This is a genomic window from Enterococcus raffinosus (assembly GCF_018917525.1).
Lineage (GTDB): Bacteria > Bacillota > Bacilli > Lactobacillales > Enterococcaceae > Enterococcus_A > Enterococcus_A raffinosus_A.
Window position 1 is genome coordinate 18,457 of the sequence record NZ_JAHLOS010000039.1, and the last position, 20,554, is coordinate 39,010.

The following is a 20,554-nucleotide window of genomic DNA, read 5'->3' on the forward strand; positions in this document are numbered from 1 at the left end:
TAACAAGAGTGATCCAAATTAGCTTTCTCGTAAATATTCCAAATCTTTCCTATTTGATAGGAGAGATTTTTTGTTTACTAGTATAAAAGTCGGTTAGAGAGAGACTAAAAGCAGAACTATTCATTATCTTTAGGACAATAAAAAAACTGCTAGCCAATTGGTTAGCAGTTAATGGATAGTAAAAAACATCACAGGAGGGATTCGAACCCCCGACCGTCCGCTTAGAAGTTTAATGAGTAAATTTTACCTAAATACACTTAAATAGAGCAGAATAGCTTTGTATCAACGATAAACAGTTCTTCATCGAGTCACCAAAATGGAATTTTATGGTAGCAAATTAGCTAACAAATCAATCAGAGTGTTAGCAAGTCGTTAGCAGAACTTTTTGATCAAAAGAAGAAATTTATACGTATTGAGAGAACACATTCTGAAAGGGATGTGTTTTTTTATTAAAAAACATTTTGAGTAATTAGCAATGAAATCCTTCTAGGACTGTTTTGTTACAATATTGTAATAATGATAAATAGATTTGTTACAATTGAAATCACATCATATTGTATAATTACAGTTGTAGAAACATCAGATAATACAATATATAGTGTGGAGGTAAATATGTTACAAAACGAATTCAAAAATTTTAACGACTCAATAAAAATTTTTGGTGAGAGTGAGATTCTTCGAGAAAAAAGAGATATGTTGATTTCAGATTTCAAGAAGAAATTTCCTGACAAATGTGTAGAGAATGGAATAGAAATCAAAACTTCGGATATAAGTTTTATATCTCAAGGAAGTTTTAAACTTCAGACAACTATCAGGTCAAAAGATGGGGAAGTCGATTTAGACCAAGGTGTAATTTTCCCCTTAAATATACAAGATAATGATGATCCTAGAAAAATTAAAGTATTAGGAAAAAAAGCCTTAGAGATAGAGAATATTCGTTCTCCAAAGATTAAGGAACCCTGTATTACCGTAAGTTATTTAAAAAATGGAGAGGAACATATTCACTTAGATTTTCCCATGTACGCGGATTACAATGGCACTCTGTTTTTAGCGAGAGGCAAGGAATTTGGAGATTATTCTTGGGAAGTTGCTGATCCGAAAGGTTTAAATGAATATATTATCTCTAAATTAACGAGTGAGACTGGACAGCCAAGACGAATAATTCGTTTTATAAAGAAATGGAAGCAAGAAGTATATTCTTCTAATGATTCTTCCGAAAAGAAACCGCCTAGTATCGGCCTAACCCTTTTAGCTGTTGATAGCTTGATAGAGGATTCATCTGATTTGGTTGCACTGAGAAATGTATTTGAGAAAATTCGAAATCAATTCACCGTTGTTTCAGATCAGGAAGGTAATATTATATCTGCAAAGATTACTCATACTTTGCCTGTTTCACCATTTTCAAATGTATTTACAAAGTTTGATAGATCAGATAATCACGGAATTACGTTTTACAAAAAGGTAAGCAAGGCTTTAGTTGATTTGGATAATGCATTAGCTTGCGATAATGAACATGATGCAGCTACTTATGTTGTAAAAGTATTAGGAAGTGAATTTTCTGTTCCAGATAAAGAAATAAAGGCTAGTAATGTAAAAGTGCAGAGGGAGCATAGTTTTGGTTAACAAACCCAATTACATTGAAATCATCAATCAGTATGAGGAATTTTCATTTGTAAAACAGAAAGAAGAGTCAGTTCTTTTCGAATATAAAAACGGGAAGGACTTTACACTTTTTCATTTCAATTTAGATTATGATTACAATGAGCAGATGCCCTTTATTTTTGCAAATAATTTTGAAGAAGATTTTCCTCATGTTTTATTAGAAAGTATTCAGTATGAAAATATAGATTATAAATATATTTGTTTGTACGAGAAAGAAGAGTATGTATTTTCTGATTTGAGTGAGCTAGAAAAGGTTCATTTTTTATTAAATAGATTGCAGTCTTTGCTTAGTTTAAATGGTAATGAACGAGAGAGAGAATTTCAGAAAGAGTTTTTAAATTATTGGAACTCACAAGTTACGACAAATTTTATGCCGCATACTTTTATTAGTTGTAACGAAGAGTTTCTCATTCTCGACTATTATTTAAACAAAGGTTCTTACCGAGTTTTAAGTAAAGATAAGATTCTCAATGATATCTCTAAATGGAAAAAAACTAAAGAACTGGGACTATTGATCCCCATTACGGATAAAAGAGGGATTATACCGCCTACAAAACAAAAAGGATGGACGAATGAAACAATTCTTTCGATCTTAAAGAATTGTCAAGAAAATAAAATTTCACCAGAGACATATCAAGCTCTAAAAAAAACCGTGATAAAAAAGAAAAAAGTTGATCTTTATTTTACTATGGCTTTTGAAGATGAAAGAAGTTTACTTTTTGGTTGTAGTCTGTTCTTTAAGAATTCGGGTGCAAAACTCTTTTTCGATAAAATTGCAGATGATGTTGAGAAAGTAGAACCTTTTATTGTTTATAGAGAAGATTATACTTATTTAAATCAATGTATAGGGAATAATACTGTTGAAAAAAAAGTGGCAGTTGTTGGTTGCGGTTCGCTAGGGTCGTATGTCGCTAATGAACTGGTGAAGTCTGGTGTAAAAAATTTAGCCTTGGTTGATGATGATATTTACTCAAATGAGAATACTTTCAGACATACTTTACTTCATTTTTGGAAAAGATTTAATAAAGCTGAAGCACTGAAGCACACTCTTGAAAGTGTTCATCCTGAAATATTTGTCGAATCATTTACTCAACGTATTAATAAGAATAATGTGGAGTCTTTTATAGTAGACTATAATATTGATGTGTTAATTTTTTGCATCGGTTCAACGGATCAACAAGTTGCCATTTCAAAAATTCTACATACCAATAAGTGCGATTGTACGGTTCTCTATTCCTGGTTGGAAGGAGATGGTAAAGAAAGCCATACATTAGCTATTCCAAAAAATGCGAAAGGTTGCTACCAATGTTTAAAACAAGAATTGAAAGAAATTTTTCCTACTATAGAGTTAAATGAGCATGAAAACTGGATTCATGATGGTTGTGGTGGAACTAGAAGCAAATATGGTAATCGACTATTATTGATTGCTACTAACGGAGTGCTAGAGTGCTTTGAAAAAGCTCTACGTAGAGATTATACTTTTGCCATTTCTTCAGGCATAGTGAGAGGTCTGAATGATAGTAAATTAGCGGGTAGTGGATGTGAGTATTGTGGAGAGAAGGATAAAAAAATTTAAGTTACCAAATAAAAGTACATTGATAGTTCATGTGAATGTTTTACATCAATTTGAAAAGTATAGGCAAGCAGAAAAATATACTCCTGAAAGTGGTGGCTTTTTACTTGGTTGTTAAAATTCTAATAATGATTCTATTCTTTTAGATAATATTACTTTGCCACAAAGTGAGGATAATCAAGGTTTGGTAAGTTTCTTATTAAAAGATAAAAAACATTTTCAAAAATTAGATGAGTTCAGAAAAGAAGGTTCATATTTTATAGGAACTTGGCATACTCACCCACAAGATTTTGTTAATCCTTCTCTGACAGATAGGAATGATTGGAAGAAGAGTATTAAGCATGAAAAATCTGCTGCTGATTTTATGATTTTCATCATTGTTGGAAGGAAAGAAATCGGCGTTTGGGTAGGAAATGAGAATCAGAAGATATTAAGAATCAGGGAGGGTTAAGTATTGAGTTGGACCAAATCGAAGATGTATGCAGTTATAAAAGTTTGGATACCACTTTTCCTACTTTTTTCTCTATTTTTCTTTGTAACGTCTTTATTGAATAATACTCTTATTGTAAGTGTACTTCAGTTAATGCTAGGCGATGAGAAAAAGGAAGTTGTTATAAAATTATGTGAGTACCTCAATACAAGTATTTCTTTTTTCCTTGGTGTAGTTCTGGTTCTACAAGTATTGACTTTTTTTAGAAATAAGAACTCAAATCAAGTTTTTAATTCTAATGGGAATATTAATTACGATTATTCTTATGCTACTTATATTATTGCGGCAAAGGTGTTGGGATATAATCAAGTTCAGTTGGCTGGAGTACCAATTGGTATGCAGTATAAATTGGTTTTAAGAGGAACATTTTCTAATATCATAGTGGATGTGTGGGACAATCATTATGTTGATGTTGTCTCTACTAAGGCGAAGGAATATGTCCGAGTGGAGAAAGAAAATTTTAATGGTAATCACAACAAAAAAATGAATTTAGTTATCAGTGATACATATCGAATAGAATCTAGCTCTATTGATGAAAAATATGTTGAAAATCCTACAATCAGGATTGAATCATGTTTCACTGATTCTGAAATTAGATATTTAAATAAACCTTTAGTCAATAAGGTAAGACAAGTTCTTCAAAAAGAAGTTGATGAGACTGTTAAAGAGCTATATGTTTTTTCTTCAGCGAATCCTAAGAATAATTTAGATATAATAACTTCTTGTTTCAGAAAATTTGGTCGTTTTCAAATACAAAAAGTTTTTGTAGTACAATTCGATGAAGAAAAGTACAAAAAAGCAAAACGTGTTATCTAAATGTTTAGCGATAGTTAGCTATTATATGAAGATGAAATAGATATTAAGAACCTTTTTACGATAATCAAGCCCAGCCGACGAACACGCCCCAGCGTGGGCGGCGAGCTGGAAGCTTGTCTTTGGGACGCGCTTGCGCGTCCCAAAGCGTTAACCCCCAGTATCTAACTAGGGGGGTAGTAAATACAACATTTCTAACAAAATGCACGTAGGAACGCTTGATACAACAATCTTTCTACTAAATCAATGAGGTGTGAGGTAAATTTGTTTACTTCACACTTTTTTCTATGAAGGAGAATGCTATGAATTTTAGTAAAGTATTGAAGGGAAAACGAACTCAGTATGGTGTCTCGCAACGTAAGTTGTCTGTTTTGAGCGGCTATTCTAGAGAACACATTAATCGTATAGAAAATGAGAAAGAGATACCATCAGAAAAAATGAAAGAGACTCTACTTACTTGTTTGGAAAGAGTGAATCCAGAAAATGATTTTGAACTGGTTTTTGATTACGTTCGTTTAAGATTTGAGAGCCATGATGTTTCATATATCTGTGAAAATATTTTACAAATCAAAATGAAGTATATGGTTTATGAAGATTATGCCTTCTACGGTTATATAGCGAAATATGTTTTTAGTGACATTCAAATAATGATATCGCCCGAGGAGGATGAAAAAGGGACACTTGTTGAACTAAAAGGACTGGGGTGTCGAGAATTTGATAGTTTGCTAGTCGCTCAAAATCGTTCATGGTTCGATTTTTTCAATACATGTGAAAAAGAAAAAGTCCATTACAAACGTATTGACTTGGCAATCAATGATCGAGTTGGAATTCTCTCCATTCCTTATCTAGCGGAAAAGTGTTCGAAAAAAGAGTTACGGTCTAAATTCCGTTCATTCCGCTCCATTGATTCTGGAAGGCTAGAGGATGAAGAAGAAGCGGTAAGCTCTCTAGGAACAACGCTGTATTTAGGTTCTTTGAAAAGTGATATTTACTTTTGTTTTTATCAAAAGAATCACGAACAGCTTGTAAAGAATAGTATTGCTCTTGAAGATTCGACCGTTAAGAATCGCTATGAGATTCGCCTAAAAGATGATCGAGCTTATTATGCAATACAAGACTTACTGACACATCAAGATTTTGAACAAACAGTTTTTAACATCATCAATACATATATTGTCTTCCTTACTCCTATGAAAAATCAAAGTAAAAGAAAATGGCCTACTGATCAAACATGGAAACTATTCCTTGGAAAAACGAGAGAGAAACTCAAATTAACCTCAGAGCCGCAGCCTTATGATTTACGACGAACATTGGCATGGCTTAGAAAACAGGTTGCGCCTACCTTGAAACTGCTGCTTTTAATTGATCAGGAGAATGGTACAAATAGAATCATGGAAATGATATCCTCTACTGAATTTTCCCCACAACAAAGAAAGAAGTTTAAAAGATTCATACCATTGGAATGATAAGTTCAGTATACGAAAATGAAAATCTCCTCCACACGAAATGTGAAGGAGAAGAAACATGGAACTATGTTTACATTAATTGAGCTTAAATCACTTAGTACGAGTGGCAGCTCGTATACCGTTAAATAATTCAGCTCTAGCAGAGTATGATATTCTTTCTATCCATATGTTGTGGAGCAATATACGAACTAGGATAATTTTACTACTCTGCAAAAAGTATGATAGGAAACCAAAAAAAACAGCATTGGTCTCCTACCAATACTGTTGCTTAGCCTTAATAAACAGGATATAAAGCTATTCCTGAAAATTTTAAACAATTAAATTACAGAGAAACTCACAATAAAACACTAGATATTTCTCTTGAAATTGAGTAAAATATTTACTGTCAATGGCATCCATTGACTAAGGGCAACTTGATTGGTCATCGGAAGTGACTTAATCAGGGCTTGGTAGACTAGTTGGAGCTAGTAGACCAAGTGCCTTTTTTTATTTAATTACCTATCATACGACTACTATTTTAAAGAAAAAGGTAAAGTTAGTCAATTAGAAAATTTTTCTGGTGAACCTTGACCTAGAGCGTAGTCTAGAAGGTATCATTGATCTTTTAGTTTGCAAGGAAATTTTCAATTATTATTTTGTATAATGGAAGTAAGTTATTGTCACAGAAATATTTGTTTGAAAGCTAAACTGCTTGAGGCTTAACTTCTAATTATTGGTTCAGATGGATTAAGGAGAGCCGGATCGTAAGTGATGATATTTTTAATTACTTGTCAAAATGGAGAGATAAAGAGGTGGTAAGCAATTTACTTTTTTGATTTAATGAGACTATAATCTTTTGCATTTTACCTTTAAAAAAGTTGGGGTTAGTTATGAACGAGAAACCAGAATGGCTAAAGAAGATCGCCAATTTACCTGAAATTGACATGAACATGAAATTTTTTGGTGGGCACCAACAAAAGGTCCCTTTCGGATGGGTAGCAGAACGTGAGACGCACTTTGCCTTTGAGATCATGATCATTCTTGAGGGAACGCAACGAACGGAATTCGAGGGGCGTTCCTATGACTTTGATGAAGAGGATATTATCCTTATCCCACCAGGAACAAGTCATGAGAACTCTTGTGTATCAAAAGAAGGGATGCGTTATTTTTGTGTTCACTTTGACATTGACGATCCTGGAATTCAGCAAAATCTTTTGATGTATTGTCCGATTAAATTGAGTAAGGACAATAAGATTTTTCAAGAAATTGAAAGAGTACTGCTTACCTATATCGAGCTATTGGAGAAAGAATCTTTTTCTTTACGAGAAAAGTTATTAGTAGAAAAGCTGTTAATCGAATTGGTATTGAGCTTACTTGATTATGCTACGTTTGAGCAGGAAAAAATGGCGACATCAGATAATTCAACGATGGTTTTAGCGAAGTCGATCGCAGACACGATCCAACAAAACTTTCGTACATTTACGGAGTATCCGTTAGAGGAAAATCGCCAATTGCTTTCCATGAACTATATTGCGGCTTCTTTGAATATCAGTGAAAGCACCATGTTGAAGGTTTTTAGAAAGGTTTACTCTGTTAGTCCGAAGAAGTATTTAGATCAATTACGCTATAATCAATCAAAGTTTTTACTCCATCAGCCCAAGCTTTCTGTGAATGAGATTGCGGAAATTATTGGTTATCAAAATTTGTCTCATTTCTCTCGTCAGTTTAAAAAATGGAGTAGCTTATCTCCGAAAGAGTATCGAGAAGCGAATACTTAATTGAATAAAAGAATGGATCCTCTAGCTGAAAAAGTTAGAGGTTTTTTGTGTTTTACGGAAAAGGGTAAAAAATTACCGATTTTTGATATATAACCATCGTTCTAAATATTTTATGATAAGTACACAAATAAAAGTAAGCGATTGCAAATTAGTTTAACCATTTTGCAATCGCTAGCAGAAAAAAAGGAGAGAAACGATGAGCTATTTTGATCAGATTGAAAAGATTCAGTATGAGGGAACAAAAACAAACAATCCATTCGCGTTTCGTCACTACAACGCTGATGAAATCGTCATGGGTAAACCAATGAAGGAGCATTTGCGGTTCGCGATTGCCTACTGGCACACCATGACACAGGACGGTTCAGATCCTTTTGGTCAAGCAGTGAATCAACGGAGCTGGTTCGGAGCTACACCAATGGAAACAGCAAAGAATCGCGTGGAAGCATTTTTTGAACTTTGTGAAAAATTGGGTGCGGAGTACTTTTGTTTTCATGATGTCGACGTTGCACCAGAAGGAGAGACATTGGCGGAGTTCTTTGAAAACTTGGATGTGATAACTGATTTTATCAAGGAGAAAATGGATCAGACAGGAATCAAGCTACTATGGAATACAGCTAATATGTTTTCAAATCCTCGATATGTAAACGGTGCCGCTTCAACAAATCATGCGGATGTTTATAGTTATGCGGCAGCACAAGTAAAAAAAGGATTGGATATTTCGAAAAAATTAAGTGGCGAAAATTACGTTTTTTGGGGCGGACGTGAAGGCTATGAAACGCTGTTGAATACAGATATGAAATTTGAACAAGACAATATTGCTCGCCTATTCAAAATGGCGATCGCCTATGGAGAAAAAATCGGACACAAGCCGCAGTTTTTGTTGGAACCTAAACCGAAGGAACCTTCGAAACATCAATATGATTTTGATGCAGCGACGACTATGGCATTCATTCAACATTATGGTCTAACGAACGACTTTAAACTTAATTTGGAAGCAAACCATGCAACGTTGGCAGGGCACACTTTCGAACATGAAATCGCTGTTGCACGCTGCTACGATGCATTAGGGTCATTGGATGCGAATCAAGGAGATATGCTATTGGGTTGGGATACGGACGAGTTCCCTACGAATATCTATGATACGACTTTGGCAATGTATGAAGTGTTGGAGAATGGTGGAATCGCACCTGGTGGAATCAACTTTGATTCTAAAGTAAGACGCTCCTCGTTTGAAATGGAAGATTTACTTCTGGCTCATATTGCGGGGATGGACACGTATGCTCGTGGATTGAAAGCAGCAGCCAAACTAAAAGAAGATCGATTCTTTGACGACTTGAAGGCAGAACGATACAGCAGCTTCAAACAAGGAATCGGGGCGGATATTTTAGCAGATAAGGAAGATCTCGAATCGTTAACCGAACACGCCTTGAATGTTTCAACGATCGATTTACAGTCTAGCCATATCGAATATGTCAAATCACTGCTAAACGATTATTTAGTATAAGACATTCGGAGGTAGAAGCATGCGTTATGTATTAGGAATTGACTTAGGTACAAGTAGCTTGAAGGGAATACTGATGAATCCCGAAGGACAACAGATCACTGAGCAAAGCAGCGAGTATCCACTATTCAGTCCGAAACCAGGCTACTCTCAACAGAATCCTGATGATTGGATTTCGGCTTGCGAAGAGGTATTGGAAAAGATAGCGGCTGAAGTTGACGATTTTTTAAATGGATTAGAAGGCATCAGCTTTTCGGGACAAATGCATTCACTGGTTGTTTTAAATAAAAAAAATCAGCCAGTTTATCCGTCAATTCTTTGGAATGATGGACGAACGAGTAAGCAATGTCGACGTATAAATGACCGATTCGGTAAGAAGCTTCTTCAAATTACCGGAAACATCCCATTGGAAGGATTTACTTTACCAAAAATCCTTTGGCTACAGGAAAACGAACCACAAGTTTGGGAAAAGGTGGCAACAATACTATTACCAAAAGATTACCTGCGCTACTGGTTTACTGGAAAACTCGCGACAGAATATAGCGATGCAGCAGGATCATTACTGCTCGATATCGAAAAGCAGGCATGGTCAACAGAAATTATTGAGGAATTTGGAATTTCGGAGCAGATTCTGCCTGACTTGGTTCCTTCATTTGCGGAGGTTGGGAGTGTTCGTTCAGACCTAAAGCAAAGATTCGGCTTTGAGCAAGAGGTTCGTGTCTTTGCTGGTGGAGCAGATAATGCCTGCGCGGCTTTAGGTGCGGGATTAGCTGATGATGAAACAGGCTTACTTTCCATTGGCACAAGCGGCGTTTTAAGTAGCTATGAATCTGCGCGACAAGATTATGACGGGAAATTGCATTTCTTTAATCATGTATTGCCGGATAGATATTATTCAATGGGCGTCACACTGGCAGCAGGAAATTCGTTGTCTTGGTTTAAAGATACCTTTGCCAAGGAGCGTAGTTTTTCAGAACTATTAGAAGGTATCTCGGAAATTTCAGCAGGAAGCGAGGGGCTTCTGTTTTCTCCTTATATCGTGGGCGAACGTACGCCCCATTTTGACAGTAAAATTCGCGGTAGTTTTATTGGGATAAGCGGAGAACATTCTCTGCCTCATTTTACGCGAGCAGTATTGGAAGGGATTACGTTTAGTCTGAAGGACTCACAAGAAATAATGAACCGAAATGGAAAGCAGTTTAAACGATTGATTTCCGTTGGTGGCGGAGCAAAGAATTCAGATTGGCTACAGATGCAGGCGGACATTCTTGATACAGAGATTGTTTCACTAGCTGTAGAGCAAGGTCCCTGTGCAGGAGCCTGTATGATCGCAGCACTCGGCTCCGGTTGGTTTGACGATAGTCAAAGCTTAATCGAACGATTTGTTGTGTATAAGAACAACCGATACAAACCAAATAAACAAAATGCGAAACAGTATCAACTCATTTACCAAATATGGAAGAAGATGTATGCGGCTACAAAAGAGATTTGTCATTTAGAAAATGTGCTTCAAACAGGAAAGGAAGAGATGTAATGACGAAGATTCAAAATCCAATTATTCCGGGGATGGCACCCGATCCTTCGATTATTCGAGTCGAGGATACTTATTACATTGCCACATCAACATTTCATTGGAATCCAGCAATCCAAATTTTTCAGTCAAAGGACCTAGCAAACTGGGAATTGATTGATTATGCACTAAAGAAAGATGAAGTGAATTTAAGAGGAACCAACACACCTGCGGGCATTTGGGCGCCACATTTATCTTATGATCCTGAAACCAAAAAGTATTGGTTGGCTTATTCTCATATGGTCAATATGGCAGGACGTGAGTTCAATTCAGATTCCTATGCAATGTGGGCAGATGACATTAAAGGACCATGGTCAGAACCAATCTTTTTAACCGCAATTGGCTTCGATCCAGCAATTTTTCACGACGATGACGGCAAGCATTACTTAGCCATTTTAGAATGGGAAACCCGCGAAGGCTATCAAGCTCCTGGTCACATTGTCATCGCGGAGGTGGATTTGGTTAGCGGTGGAATCATTGGCGAGTGGCACCGAATCAATCATGGCTTTACAACCCGCGGGTGTGCGGAAGCACCACAGATTTATAAACGGAAGGATTATTACTATTTGTTGATTGCTGCTGGTGGAACAGGGTATGGACATGGCGTCGAAATTGGTCGATCGAAAGATATTTTTGGGCCTTATGAACCCCATCCATCAGGGGAGCCGATTATTACGTCCTCTCCAAAGCACTTATTTTCATTAGGTGATCCAGATGCGGGCCATTTTGAAATGTATAATCCGAATTCTGTGATGCAAAAAGCCGGACATGGTTCATTAGTAGAGACACCTACAGGTGAATGGTATGTTCCTCATTTGATGTCACGTCCTCTAGACGGAACCTTGCTAAATCCATTAGGACGAGAAACGTCCATTCAAAAAATGCACTGGACAGAGGATGACTGGTTGGAAATGGCGGACGGCTCAAACCTTGCGAAGATGGAGGTTGACGGTTTAGAGCATTCACTACTGATTGAAAAAAATGCATACGATGTACGGGATGATTTCGATGATGACTATAGTTTGAGCTTTATGACACCATACCGTAATCAAGAACCTACATGGGTCAATACGACTGATCGTTCAGGGTGTTTGCGAATTTATGGAGAAAATTCGTTCTTCTCACAGATCAATCCAGCAATCATGGCGACAAGAGCAACATCATTCTCTTATGAGATTCAAACCAAGGTGTCCTTCAAACCAGATCATTATTCAGAAACAGCTGGGGTCGGTCTTTATTATGATTCGAACAATTGGCTATACCTGCATTTAACCTACTCAGAAGAAGAAAAGGCGACAATTCTGACAGTCCTGCAGGCGAAGCTGGGAGAGCGCATCGAATACAGCAATCATCGCCTTGTTGTAGATAAGGACACGATCGAGTTAAAGATCACCTATGATCATGGATTTGCAACTTTGATGTATCGGCAAGACAACGAGTGGAAAAGCTTTGTTGAAGGAATTGATATTACTTATCTATCTGATGAAGGTGTCAATGGAGAGCCGGGAGAGATCGGCGGATTTACTGCCTTATTCAACTTCATTGGTTCAGTCGATGCGCACCAACGTGATTCTTATGCTGATTTTGACTATTACTATGTAACGAATGCGTAGCTTTGAAAGGAGAAAAAAATGAGTACAACAGTATCATTAAAACGTTTAGTTCCAGGTTTGATTATTGGACCAGCTTCTTGGCTAGGACCATACATCGCCGCAGCCAGCTTATTTTTACCTGCATTGATTCAACAAATTGATGCACAAAATAAAATTCAATTGGTCGCGCTATTTTCGACTTGTGGAATGGTGGTCGCAGCTATTTCTAATATGGTTGCAGGTTATCTGTCGGATCGTACACGCTCTCGTTTTGGAAAAAGAACTCCTTGGCTTGTTGGTGGTGCTGCGGCATTTATGGGTTCGATGATCCTTGCTTCAACAGCTAACAGTATTCCATTTCTGTTAGTGAGTTGGATGATCGGACAAATAGCATTGAACTTTATTGTTGCACCAATGGTGGCATGGTTGGATTTAGCGCCAGAAAATGGTAAGGGAACAGCTTCAGGTGCTTACGGCGGTTTAGGTATGGCTCTGGGGAATAACGGGTTTACAATCTTTGCAGCAATGTTTTTAGGACAATTTCGATTAGGATTTATTGTTTTCGGTATTATGACCTTTGTGGGTACACTCATTGCGGCAATTATCGTACGTGAGCCATCAAATCTAGATGAAGAACAAATCGATCCTGAGAAAAAGGAAAAGACATCGTTAAAAGCAGCGATGAAAATATTTCCTAGTTGGAAAATTGGTCGTGACTATTATTTAGCCTTGATTGGTAAGTTGTTTCAAGGAGTCGGAAATTTTTCAATTACAGGGTATCTATTGTTCATTATGACAGACTTCTTACACAAGGGGACAGGAGCGACGCAACATTCTATCCAATTGATTAATACGATTATGTTGATTTTCGGAATCGCGATGGGCTTTATAGCTGGTCCTTTGTCTGACAAATATAAGGTTTTGAAATTGCCAGTGGGTCTGTCGACTATTTCATTAGGAATCGGAGCGCTCAGCATGTTCATCCTGCAAAATGATTTAGGAATTTTGATTTATGGTTTCGCGGCCGGATTGGGGATGGGCATCTGGAATTCCTTGGACAATTTATTGAATCTAGAAGTTATTCCTGATAAGAACCGTGTTGCCTTTTTCTTAGGTGTCTACAATTTAGGGAATACAATCACGCAAGCAATTGCTCCAGTTTTAGCAGCTTTTGTTATTTCTCAGTTCAGTTTTTCTTCTATCTTTATCGTATCGTTCATTTTCTCAGCAATTGGAGGTTTGTGCATCTTATCCATTAAATCTGTTGCAAGATAGTTTGGTTGGGATGATTTAATTGAAAAAAGATTGTTATGTGGTAAAGCAGATTAGCAGACAAGGGGAAGAGATAATAGAAAAATTTCAAACTTATAGGGATGCTTTATGTTGTGCGACAGATTATAGAAAGGTTAAAAAAAGCAAAATCATGAAATCTAATAAGCAAGTTAACCAGTTCAAATTTTAGTTTGGTTAATGAATTAAGCTATAATTTGCTAGTATTTTATAAGGAATAAAGTATCTGATAATTTCAAATATGAATCTAAACTTTTTTTTTAAGTAAATTCTTACCATGAGGTCCAATCATCTTACATTAATGATTGGACTATTTTTGTGCTCAAAATGAGGAATCCTCAATGCTCGATACACAAGAAAATAGCTTTATTACGAGAGGAGTAAACGAACTGTTATCAAAGGAAATGCCACTATTTTTTTAACAATTGATTGATGATAAGGTAAAACAAGCGGGTATTCAGTTAGAATATCTATAGATCGAGAAGGCCAACGAGAATCGATCATGATTATTCATAGGTAAGAAAAGCTTTCTTCCTTTATTGTCATTATCTGATTTCGTTATAGTAATAGAAGGGAGGTTGCCACCTAGACTAATGCCTGACTATTTAATAACTTATCTGCTCTCATAGCATTTCCATCTTTCAAAAGAAATAAAATGGAATATATAAAAATATCACTAAACGAAATGAAGCAGCTTATTCTTGACGAATTGAAATTATGACGATAGAAATCGAATAAAACCAATCTTAATAATGAAGCTTTTTCAATATATTTTTTGTTAAATATTTTATTAAGAGATTCAAATTTAGTTCCAAAAATAAGGTTAAATTTTTTAAGTATTTATGAAAACTAAATTTGCTCCTTGAAAACATAATAAAGATTTTTGAACAACATTTTAGGTTGGTCGAGCTATTGTAAAGATGCGCCAAGAAGCTTCGGCTGAGCGAACCACTATCTGATACAACTCTTGATTTTGAAAATCAATTGCCATGACATCAACTTATCATAATGATACTCACACTCAAAATGTGTCTCGCTGCTAACTACAGGGGGAGGTGAAAATCCTGTGTGCCCATTCTAAAGGCAGTTCGAAAATCTAACAAAGATAAATAAACCTTGATACCACGCGGTATTCAGCGGATTCGTATTCTACAAATATGCTATACTCATGGTGCTACCATAAAATTCTATTATACATTGGAGGAATGTTTATTGGAGATAAAACTAAAGTAGTGAAGGAGACTTATTCTATTAGCGAGATTGCCAAAATTTTAGACATTAGTAATAAGTCTGCCTATTCTTTAATTCATGAAAACTTTTTTAGATATGTAAGGATTGGAAGAACAATACGTATATCAAAAAAATCTTTTGATCAATGGTTAAACGACTTTGCTGATGCTGATGATTTAACTAGGAGAGATTTTTAATGGCAACCATTATATCAAGAAGTAAAAAATCAGTAGTCGTGTATAGCTATGTAGATAACGAAAAGAAACGGAAACAAAAATGGGATACATTTTTATCCAGAGCTGAAGCATTCCAACGAAAAAAATTTGTTGAGTACTATCAATCAGTAAATGGTTCAGTAATTGTTCCCGATGAACAGAATCTGACACAAGCGGCTTTGGATATTGCTGAAACGAACTCAAACAGTGTGACATTTAGTGATTATTTGAAAGAATATGTAGATATTTATGGACGTGCTAATTGGTCAGTAACAACTTTTAGAAATAAAACTTCCTTAATCCGCAACTATATTGATCCGATTATTGGAGATAAAAATATTGATGAAATTTCGACTAGAATGCTGTCTAAGTATTATGTGGATTTATTAAGTGTCAAAGAAGCGGCAGGAAATAAACCGTCTAGCGATAAATTGTTAACACCAGCCAATATCAAGAAAATCCATGATTTAATACGTTCTGCAATGAAACAAGCGATTGCGTGGGATATATTACCCAAAAATTCAACGAATCCAGCTACAATGGCAACTTTACCAGTTATTCCTGAATATGAGCGAAAGGTATGGGACATAGAGACCTTCAAAGTAGCCGTTGAGAAAACAGAGGATGAACTATTGCGATTATGTATGCATTTAGCTTTTGCTTGTTCGCTTAGAATTGGCGAGGTCTTAGGATTAACGTGGGATAATTTAGTTATAGATGAAGAATCTATTGAGAACGGTACAGCTAGATTGATGGTTGAAAAACAGTTAACAAGAGTTTCGAAAAAGGCAATCGATGAACTGAAGGAAAGAGATATTATCAGAGTTTTTCCATCAAGTAAAAACAATGTGACAAGATTAGTATTGATGACACCGAAAACTGATTCAAGTCGGAGAACTGTTTGGCTTCCAAAATCTGTTGCTCAAATGTTGGTTCAACACAAGAAGAATCAAAATGAGATGAAAGATTTTTTTGGAGAGGAATATGAGGATCACAATTTGGTTATCTCTTTAGAAAATGGAAAACCAGTTGAAAACAAGTTAGTTGGTAAACGTCTCAGAAGGCTATGTGAAGAGTTTAAATTACCAAGAGTGGAATTCCATAGTTTAAGACATTTAAGTACCACTTATAAGCTTAAAATGACCAATGGGGATATTAAAAGTGTTCAAGGCGACACAGGGCATTCAAAAGCCGACATGGTAACAGAAGTATATTCTCATATCATTGATGAAGATCGAAGACACAATGCAAAAAAATTGGAACAAACATTTTATGAGGAAGAAACTTCATCTAAAGAAATGAATACAGATCAGACATTAAAATTGTTGAGTATTATTCAGTCATTACCTGATGAGTTGAAAGAAAAGTTGTTGTCGTTAGATCGAGAAGGGTAATAAAAACACAGTGACACCAATGCTTCAACTAGTGGTTGTTAGCAAAAAGTGTTAGCAGAAACGGAGATTGTCGATGAAAATTGGGGAAAATAAAAAATCTGTTAGCAGATTTCGAGGTCAACTAACAGATCATTATACTATGAATAGCAAGGGTTCAACCTTACTAAACTCCATTTACATCACAGGAGGGATTCGAACCCCCGACCGTCCGCTTAGAAGGCGGATGCTCTATCCAGCTGAGCTACTGTGACAGTAGTTTTGCAACAAGAACTATTATAGAAAAACTACCCTTGCTTGTCAACCTAATTCGTTATTTTACTGATTCAAAAAGATATTCCTTAATCAGCTTCAATGTTTTAGGATTTTCAATCAGTGATCCGTGGTCTGCTTGTTCCTCGACAATTATTTCCTTATATTTTTCACTATCTCCGTAAATCAGGCGGCCAGCCAAGACACTGGTCAATGGCACAGTGGTGTCCGTGTTCTGATGATCAACGTTACCAGCAATATTATAAACGGTGATGTTTTTAGGAATATTCTTTTTGTTCTTCAAATAGTAATTCAGCAATTCGCTTTTGGCCTTTGGTTTAGTGAAGGTGTCGCTGTTGTCATTGTATTCCCAAGAGGTATCATTATAAGGCGTGCCTAGTGTAATCAAATGATAGAGGGCAGGATCATCGCTTTTCTGTTCATTCTCCAAATAACCGGTGATGATCAAGCCGCCGTTTGAATAGCCTAAGTAATCATAAGTGTTAAACGTATATTTTTTTTCGGCATAGGCTAAGGCCTGTTGAAACCAACGAGATTGTTTTGGCAATGATGGGTCGGAGCCGTCTTCAAAGGCGATAGCGATGATGGGCCGTTTGGTATCTTTCGTAAAGTGACCAGATGAGGTGATGGAATCATCTTTATTTACCGTAATTTTTATTTCCTCCACGCCTTTTTCCGTTTGTTTTAATGAATCAACCAGACTATCGAAGCGGTCAACATCTCCATTGGTCCCAGGAACCATGATCACTGGTGCTGGAATCGCTAAAGGGGTGTCCTCATTCTTTGTTGCATGTACATGATCTTTCGCTTCGAAAAGGACTATTCCAAGGATGCATACCACTAAAATTGATAGGATGCTTCCGATTCTTTTGTTTTTCATAGGAAACTCCTCCATTTCAGTTTCCTAGTGTACGCCGATTTTCCTCAGGTACAAGTAAAAAGGCGGAAATTCAAAAAAGTTTCAAATTTCCGCCATGAAATTATTTATTTTTTGAGATTAATGCAACACCGTCACCTAAAGGCAAGAGGGTAGAGGTGAGCTCAGACGATTTGGTGATTTCCTCTAAGAATTCATTCAAATGACGATGAATCGCCCGATTTTTGCGAGGAATCTCTTCGATTGGCTGCAACACTGTTCCTGCTTGGAAGATATCATCCACCATCAACACGCCTTCGTCTGATAATAAACGCAGGCATTCAGGCAAGAAGGTGATATATTTTGATTTCGCACTATCCATGAAAATAAAATCGTAAGGACCTTCTAGGCTGCTAAGTAAATCAGCCGCGTCTCCTTCTAATAGCGTGATTTGTTCGGTTAAACCGAGTTTTTCGAAATTCTTTTTTGCTTTTTCGATCATGACAGGGAAACGATCGATGGTTGTGATTTTAGCATCTTTATCAAGCGACTCTGCCATCAAACTAGCTGAAAAACCAATCGCGGTTCCGATTTCCAAAACATTTTTCGGTTGCTTTTGCTTTAATAGAAATTGCAGGAAGACTACCGTTTCATGTGGGATGACAGGTACGCCATTCTCATGAGCCAGTTCTTCTAATTCGCCTAGTGATCCAGTCAATTGTTTTTGTTCTGTTCGCAGATAGTGCAGGATATCTTCATTAATAATTGGTCGGTACATCATTTCATTGCGCATTATAGTTCCTCTTTCTCTAGTAGTTTTCCGATATTTAACCAGTCGGTTGCTATTTTTTCCTTCAATGAACGATTATAAAAAATCGCTGCCGGATGGAAAAGCGGGACGACGGTATATTCTTTTTTAGATGGTTGATAGTTATTTTGTTCTGGATTCAGCTCTAATACAGGACCATGGTAAATTTCCCCGTGCCGTTCGCTGATCTGCCACTTTGGTCCCAGTAAGCGCTGGAGCCCAATATTGCCCAACGTCGCGATGATTTTTGGCTGAATTATTTCTAATTCATAGTCCAGAATTGGTGCGTGTGCTAAGATTTCTTTTTTATTCGGTGTTCGATTGGGATAAACGATTTCGTTTTCCTGTGTCCGTTTGTTTAGCCGTTGCACGACTTTATAGGGACGACTTCTAACGGCACTAGTGATATATGTGTTTTCTCGAGTAAGTCCGATTGATGCCATCGCTTGGATTAATTCTTTCCCCGCCGCACCAGAAAAGGGGATGTGATTCACCACTTCATTTCGACCAGGTGCCTCGCCAACTAACATCAACTTCGGATGGAGCGGCCCTTGTCCAGCGATAAAGCCTTCAAACTGAAATCCTTTTGAACGTTTTTCAACGAGCGTGACCAAACTATTTGGATAGTCCATTTACTTCGCCTCACTTTGTCATCCTCCTAATAGTAGAAAAAACCAAGGCACGCGTCAATAATTAATCATTGACTTGACCTATCTTTTTTAGTAAACTATGAATGTTGTAATTGTGGAACCCACAGCTACAACCGCTCAGAACAAGTAGTAAGTACTTCGGTCACTTGGGATGGCGAGTCTAAGTATCTATTATAAGGAGGTGCCACAAGCATGTACGCAATCATCAAAACTGGCGGTAAACAAATCAAAGTTGAAGAAGGTCAAGCAGTCTACATTGAAAAATTAGACGTTGAAGCTGGCGAAAAAGTTGTCTTCGACCAAGTAGTTTTAGTAGGCGGCGAATCTACGAAAGTAGGAGCTCCTATCGTTGAAGGTGCAACTGTTGAAGGAACTGTTGAAAAACACGGCAAACAAAAGAAAGTCGTTACTTTCAAATACAAACCTAAAAAACATTCACACCGTAAACAAGGTCATCGTCAACCTTACACTAAAGTTGTCATTGACTCAATCAAAGCATAAAAAAGAAGGTGCCTAAGTTGATCAAAGGTACATTCACTCGAAATCAAGCAGGACTAATCAGCGAATTTACTCTGACAGGTCATGCTGAAGCCGGCCCTTACGGTAGCGATATCGTTTGTTCTGCGGTTTCCGCATTAGCCATCAGTACAGTAAATAGCTTGGATGCCCTAGCAGGTGTCACTCCGAACATCGAAACCAACGATAATGAAGGTGGTTATCTTCATGTAGCGTTGAAGGAAGATGATTCCATGACCCAAGAGCAGATGAATATCTCGCAAATTTTGCTGGAGCATTTATTATTAGGCTTGCAATCAATCGAAACTGAGTATTTGGATTTCATTGAAGTCCAAACAGAATCTAAATCATAGGAGGTGCAGCTCATGTTATTGAATATGAACTTACAATTATTCGCCCACAAAAAAGGTGGCGGTTCAACTTCTAACGGACGTGACTCAGAATCAAAACGTTTAGGTGCTAAACGTGCTGACGGTCAAACTGTTACTGGTGGATCAATTCTTTATCGCCAACGTGGTACTAAAATTTTCCCTGGTGCAAACGTAGGTATCGGTGGCGATGACACATTGTTTGCTAAAGTTGACGGCGTAGTACGTTTCGAACGTAAAGGTCGCGACAAAAAACAAGTGTCTGTATACCCAGTCGCTCAAGAAGCTTAAGAACTTCACGCTCTATCCCTTGTTAATCAAGGGGTAGAGCTTTTTTGTTTGTTAAGGTAGAATAGCAGGCCGTTTACTTTGATTGTTTCATACCAGATCAGTATTTGACAACTTCTTTTCAATGGCGGATTTTATAATGAACTTAGCCACTTAAGACAATAAAAAAACGTCATTGCCCAATTTCATGTATTATTGAAGTTCTCACACAATCAATAAAGGATGAACGGACAATGACGCAAATC

18 protein-coding genes, 1 tRNA gene and 1 other annotated feature are annotated in these 20,554 nt (G+C 36.8%); of the genes, 15 read left to right on the forward strand and 4 right to left on the reverse strand.

Translation table 11 applies throughout. The features are described from left to right. The first annotated feature begins 612 nt into the window (after positions 1-612). The 12 genes from KQI58_RS18375 to KQI58_RS18430 all read left to right on the forward strand — a co-directional run bounded on the left by KQI58_RS18375 (position 613) and on the right by KQI58_RS18430 (position 16,553). A complete protein-coding gene (locus KQI58_RS18375) occupies positions 613-1,623 on the forward strand; it encodes a cyclic GMP-AMP synthase DncV-like nucleotidyltransferase (protein ID WP_216410437.1) in 1,011 nt (336 codons plus the stop codon). Next, positions 1,616-3,238: a ThiF family adenylyltransferase gene (locus tag KQI58_RS18380; RefSeq protein WP_216410438.1), complete on the forward strand. Its 1,623-nt coding sequence runs from the start codon at positions 1,616-1,618 to the stop codon at positions 3,236-3,238. Before KQI58_RS18375 ends, KQI58_RS18380 begins: the two co-directional genes overlap by 8 nt. Before the next feature lie 154 nt (positions 3,239-3,392). Further along, positions 3,393-3,686, forward strand: a complete 294-nt coding sequence (locus KQI58_RS18385; RefSeq protein ID WP_216410439.1) for a Mov34/MPN/PAD-1 family protein — start codon at positions 3,393-3,395, stop codon at positions 3,684-3,686. 3 nt (positions 3,687-3,689) lie between these two features. Continuing rightward, positions 3,690-4,541 carry a hypothetical protein gene (locus KQI58_RS18390; protein WP_253296024.1) on the forward strand — a complete coding sequence of 284 codons (852 nt, stop codon included), beginning with the start codon at positions 3,690-3,692 and terminating at the stop codon, positions 4,539-4,541. A 299-nt stretch (positions 4,542-4,840) separates the two neighbouring features. Beyond that, complete coding sequence (locus KQI58_RS18395) at positions 4,841-6,004, forward strand: XRE family transcriptional regulator (protein WP_216410440.1); 1,164 nt, start codon at positions 4,841-4,843, stop codon at positions 6,002-6,004. An 869-nt stretch (positions 6,005-6,873) separates the two neighbouring features. Next, entirely contained in the window at positions 6,874-7,761 is an 888-nt protein-coding gene (locus KQI58_RS18400) for an AraC family transcriptional regulator (RefSeq protein WP_216410441.1), read from the forward strand. A 196-nt stretch (positions 7,762-7,957) separates the two neighbouring features. Further along, positions 7,958-9,265 (forward strand): xylose isomerase, encoded by a 1,308-nt coding sequence (gene xylA, locus KQI58_RS18405; RefSeq protein ID WP_216410442.1) that lies wholly within the window; start codon positions 7,958-7,960, stop codon positions 9,263-9,265. A gap of 19 nt (positions 9,266-9,284) precedes the next feature. Then, positions 9,285-10,796 (forward strand): xylulokinase, encoded by a 1,512-nt coding sequence (xylB, locus tag KQI58_RS18410; protein WP_216410443.1) that lies wholly within the window; start codon positions 9,285-9,287, stop codon positions 10,794-10,796. Then, positions 10,796-12,445 (forward strand): family 43 glycosylhydrolase, encoded by a 1,650-nt coding sequence (locus KQI58_RS18415; protein ID WP_216410444.1) that lies wholly within the window; start codon positions 10,796-10,798, stop codon positions 12,443-12,445. The genes xylB and KQI58_RS18415 overlap by 1 nt, the downstream gene beginning before the upstream one ends. An 18-nt stretch (positions 12,446-12,463) precedes the next feature. Next, positions 12,464-13,699: an MFS transporter gene (locus KQI58_RS18420; RefSeq protein ID WP_216410445.1), complete on the forward strand. Its 1,236-nt coding sequence runs from the start codon at positions 12,464-12,466 to the stop codon at positions 13,697-13,699. Positions 13,700-14,919: 1,220 nt separating this feature from the next. Next, a complete protein-coding gene (locus tag KQI58_RS18425) occupies positions 14,920-15,141 on the forward strand; it encodes a helix-turn-helix domain-containing protein (protein ID WP_137440104.1) in 222 nt (73 codons plus the stop codon). Further along, complete coding sequence (locus KQI58_RS18430) at positions 15,141-16,553, forward strand: site-specific integrase (RefSeq protein WP_216410446.1); 1,413 nt, start codon at positions 15,141-15,143, stop codon at positions 16,551-16,553. Before KQI58_RS18425 ends, KQI58_RS18430 begins: the two co-directional genes overlap by 1 nt. 177 nt (positions 16,554-16,730) lie before the next feature. On the opposite strand, the gene KQI58_RS18435 is transcribed toward KQI58_RS18430, so the two are convergent. The 4 genes from KQI58_RS18435 to KQI58_RS18450 all read right to left on the reverse strand — a co-directional run bounded on the left by KQI58_RS18435 (position 16,731) and on the right by KQI58_RS18450 (position 19,119). Further along, a tRNA-Arg gene (locus KQI58_RS18435) sits at positions 16,731-16,804 on the reverse strand. Positions 16,805-16,863: 59 nt separating this feature from the next. Further along, positions 16,864-17,703 carry an alpha/beta hydrolase gene (locus tag KQI58_RS18440; protein ID WP_216410447.1) on the reverse strand — a complete coding sequence of 280 codons (840 nt, stop codon included), beginning with the start codon at positions 17,701-17,703 and terminating at the stop codon, positions 16,864-16,866. 100 nt (positions 17,704-17,803) lie between these two features. Beyond that, positions 17,804-18,472 (reverse strand): O-methyltransferase, encoded by a 669-nt coding sequence (locus tag KQI58_RS18445; protein ID WP_216410448.1) that lies wholly within the window; start codon positions 18,470-18,472, stop codon positions 17,804-17,806. Further along, positions 18,472-19,119 carry a uracil-DNA glycosylase gene (locus tag KQI58_RS18450; protein WP_216410449.1) on the reverse strand — a complete coding sequence of 216 codons (648 nt, stop codon included), beginning with the start codon at positions 19,117-19,119 and terminating at the stop codon, positions 18,472-18,474. The genes KQI58_RS18445 and KQI58_RS18450 overlap by 1 nt, the downstream gene beginning before the upstream one ends. A gap of 119 nt (positions 19,120-19,238) precedes the next feature. Continuing rightward, positions 19,239-19,309, forward strand: a sequence feature (ribosomal protein L21 leader region). A gap of 20 nt (positions 19,310-19,329) precedes the next feature. On the opposite strand from KQI58_RS18450, the gene rplU reads away from it, so the two are divergent. The 3 genes from rplU to rpmA are packed head-to-tail and all read left to right on the forward strand — an operon-like array spanning position 19,330 to position 20,312. Next, on the forward strand, positions 19,330-19,638 hold the full coding sequence (gene rplU / locus KQI58_RS18455; RefSeq protein WP_010740661.1) for a 50S ribosomal protein L21: 309 nt from the start codon (positions 19,330-19,332) through the stop codon (positions 19,636-19,638). Positions 19,639-19,655: 17 nt separating this feature from the next. Then, positions 19,656-20,006: a ribosomal-processing cysteine protease Prp gene (locus tag KQI58_RS18460; RefSeq protein ID WP_216410450.1), complete on the forward strand. Its 351-nt coding sequence runs from the start codon at positions 19,656-19,658 to the stop codon at positions 20,004-20,006. 12 nt (positions 20,007-20,018) lie between these two features. Next, entirely contained in the window at positions 20,019-20,312 is a 294-nt protein-coding gene (gene rpmA / locus KQI58_RS18465) for a 50S ribosomal protein L27 (protein ID WP_216410451.1), read from the forward strand. Positions 20,313-20,554: the final 242 nt, after the last annotated feature.

Excerpts from the sequence above, each read along its gene's own strand:
- KQI58_RS18450 (WP_216410449.1), bottom strand. The coding sequence starts at position 19,119 with ATGGACTATCCAAATAGTTTGGTCACGCTCGTTGAAAAACGTTCAAAA.
- KQI58_RS18375 (WP_216410437.1), top strand. The coding sequence starts at position 613 with ATGTTACAAAACGAATTCAAAAATTTTAACGACTCAATAAAAATTTTT.
- rplU (WP_010740661.1), top strand. The coding sequence starts at position 19,330 with ATGTACGCAATCATCAAAACTGGCGGTAAACAAATCAAAGTTGAAGAA.
- KQI58_RS18395 (WP_216410440.1), top strand. The coding sequence starts at position 4,841 with ATGAATTTTAGTAAAGTATTGAAGGGAAAACGAACTCAGTATGGTGTC.
- rpmA (WP_216410451.1), top strand. The coding sequence starts at position 20,019 with ATGTTATTGAATATGAACTTACAATTATTCGCCCACAAAAAAGGTGGC.
- xylA (WP_216410442.1), top strand. The coding sequence starts at position 7,958 with ATGAGCTATTTTGATCAGATTGAAAAGATTCAGTATGAGGGAACAAAA.
- KQI58_RS18445 (WP_216410448.1), bottom strand. The coding sequence starts at position 18,472 with ATGCGCAATGAAATGATGTACCGACCAATTATTAATGAAGATATCCTG.
- KQI58_RS18415 (WP_216410444.1), top strand. The coding sequence starts at position 10,796 with ATGACGAAGATTCAAAATCCAATTATTCCGGGGATGGCACCCGATCCT.
- xylB (WP_216410443.1), top strand. The coding sequence starts at position 9,285 with ATGCGTTATGTATTAGGAATTGACTTAGGTACAAGTAGCTTGAAGGGA.
- KQI58_RS18400 (WP_216410441.1), top strand. The coding sequence starts at position 6,874 with ATGAACGAGAAACCAGAATGGCTAAAGAAGATCGCCAATTTACCTGAA.
- KQI58_RS18425 (WP_137440104.1), top strand. The coding sequence starts at position 14,920 with ATGTTTATTGGAGATAAAACTAAAGTAGTGAAGGAGACTTATTCTATT.
- KQI58_RS18420 (WP_216410445.1), top strand. The coding sequence starts at position 12,464 with ATGAGTACAACAGTATCATTAAAACGTTTAGTTCCAGGTTTGATTATT.
- KQI58_RS18440 (WP_216410447.1), bottom strand. The coding sequence starts at position 17,703 with ATGAAAAACAAAAGAATCGGAAGCATCCTATCAATTTTAGTGGTATGC.
- KQI58_RS18430 (WP_216410446.1), top strand. The coding sequence starts at position 15,141 with ATGGCAACCATTATATCAAGAAGTAAAAAATCAGTAGTCGTGTATAGC.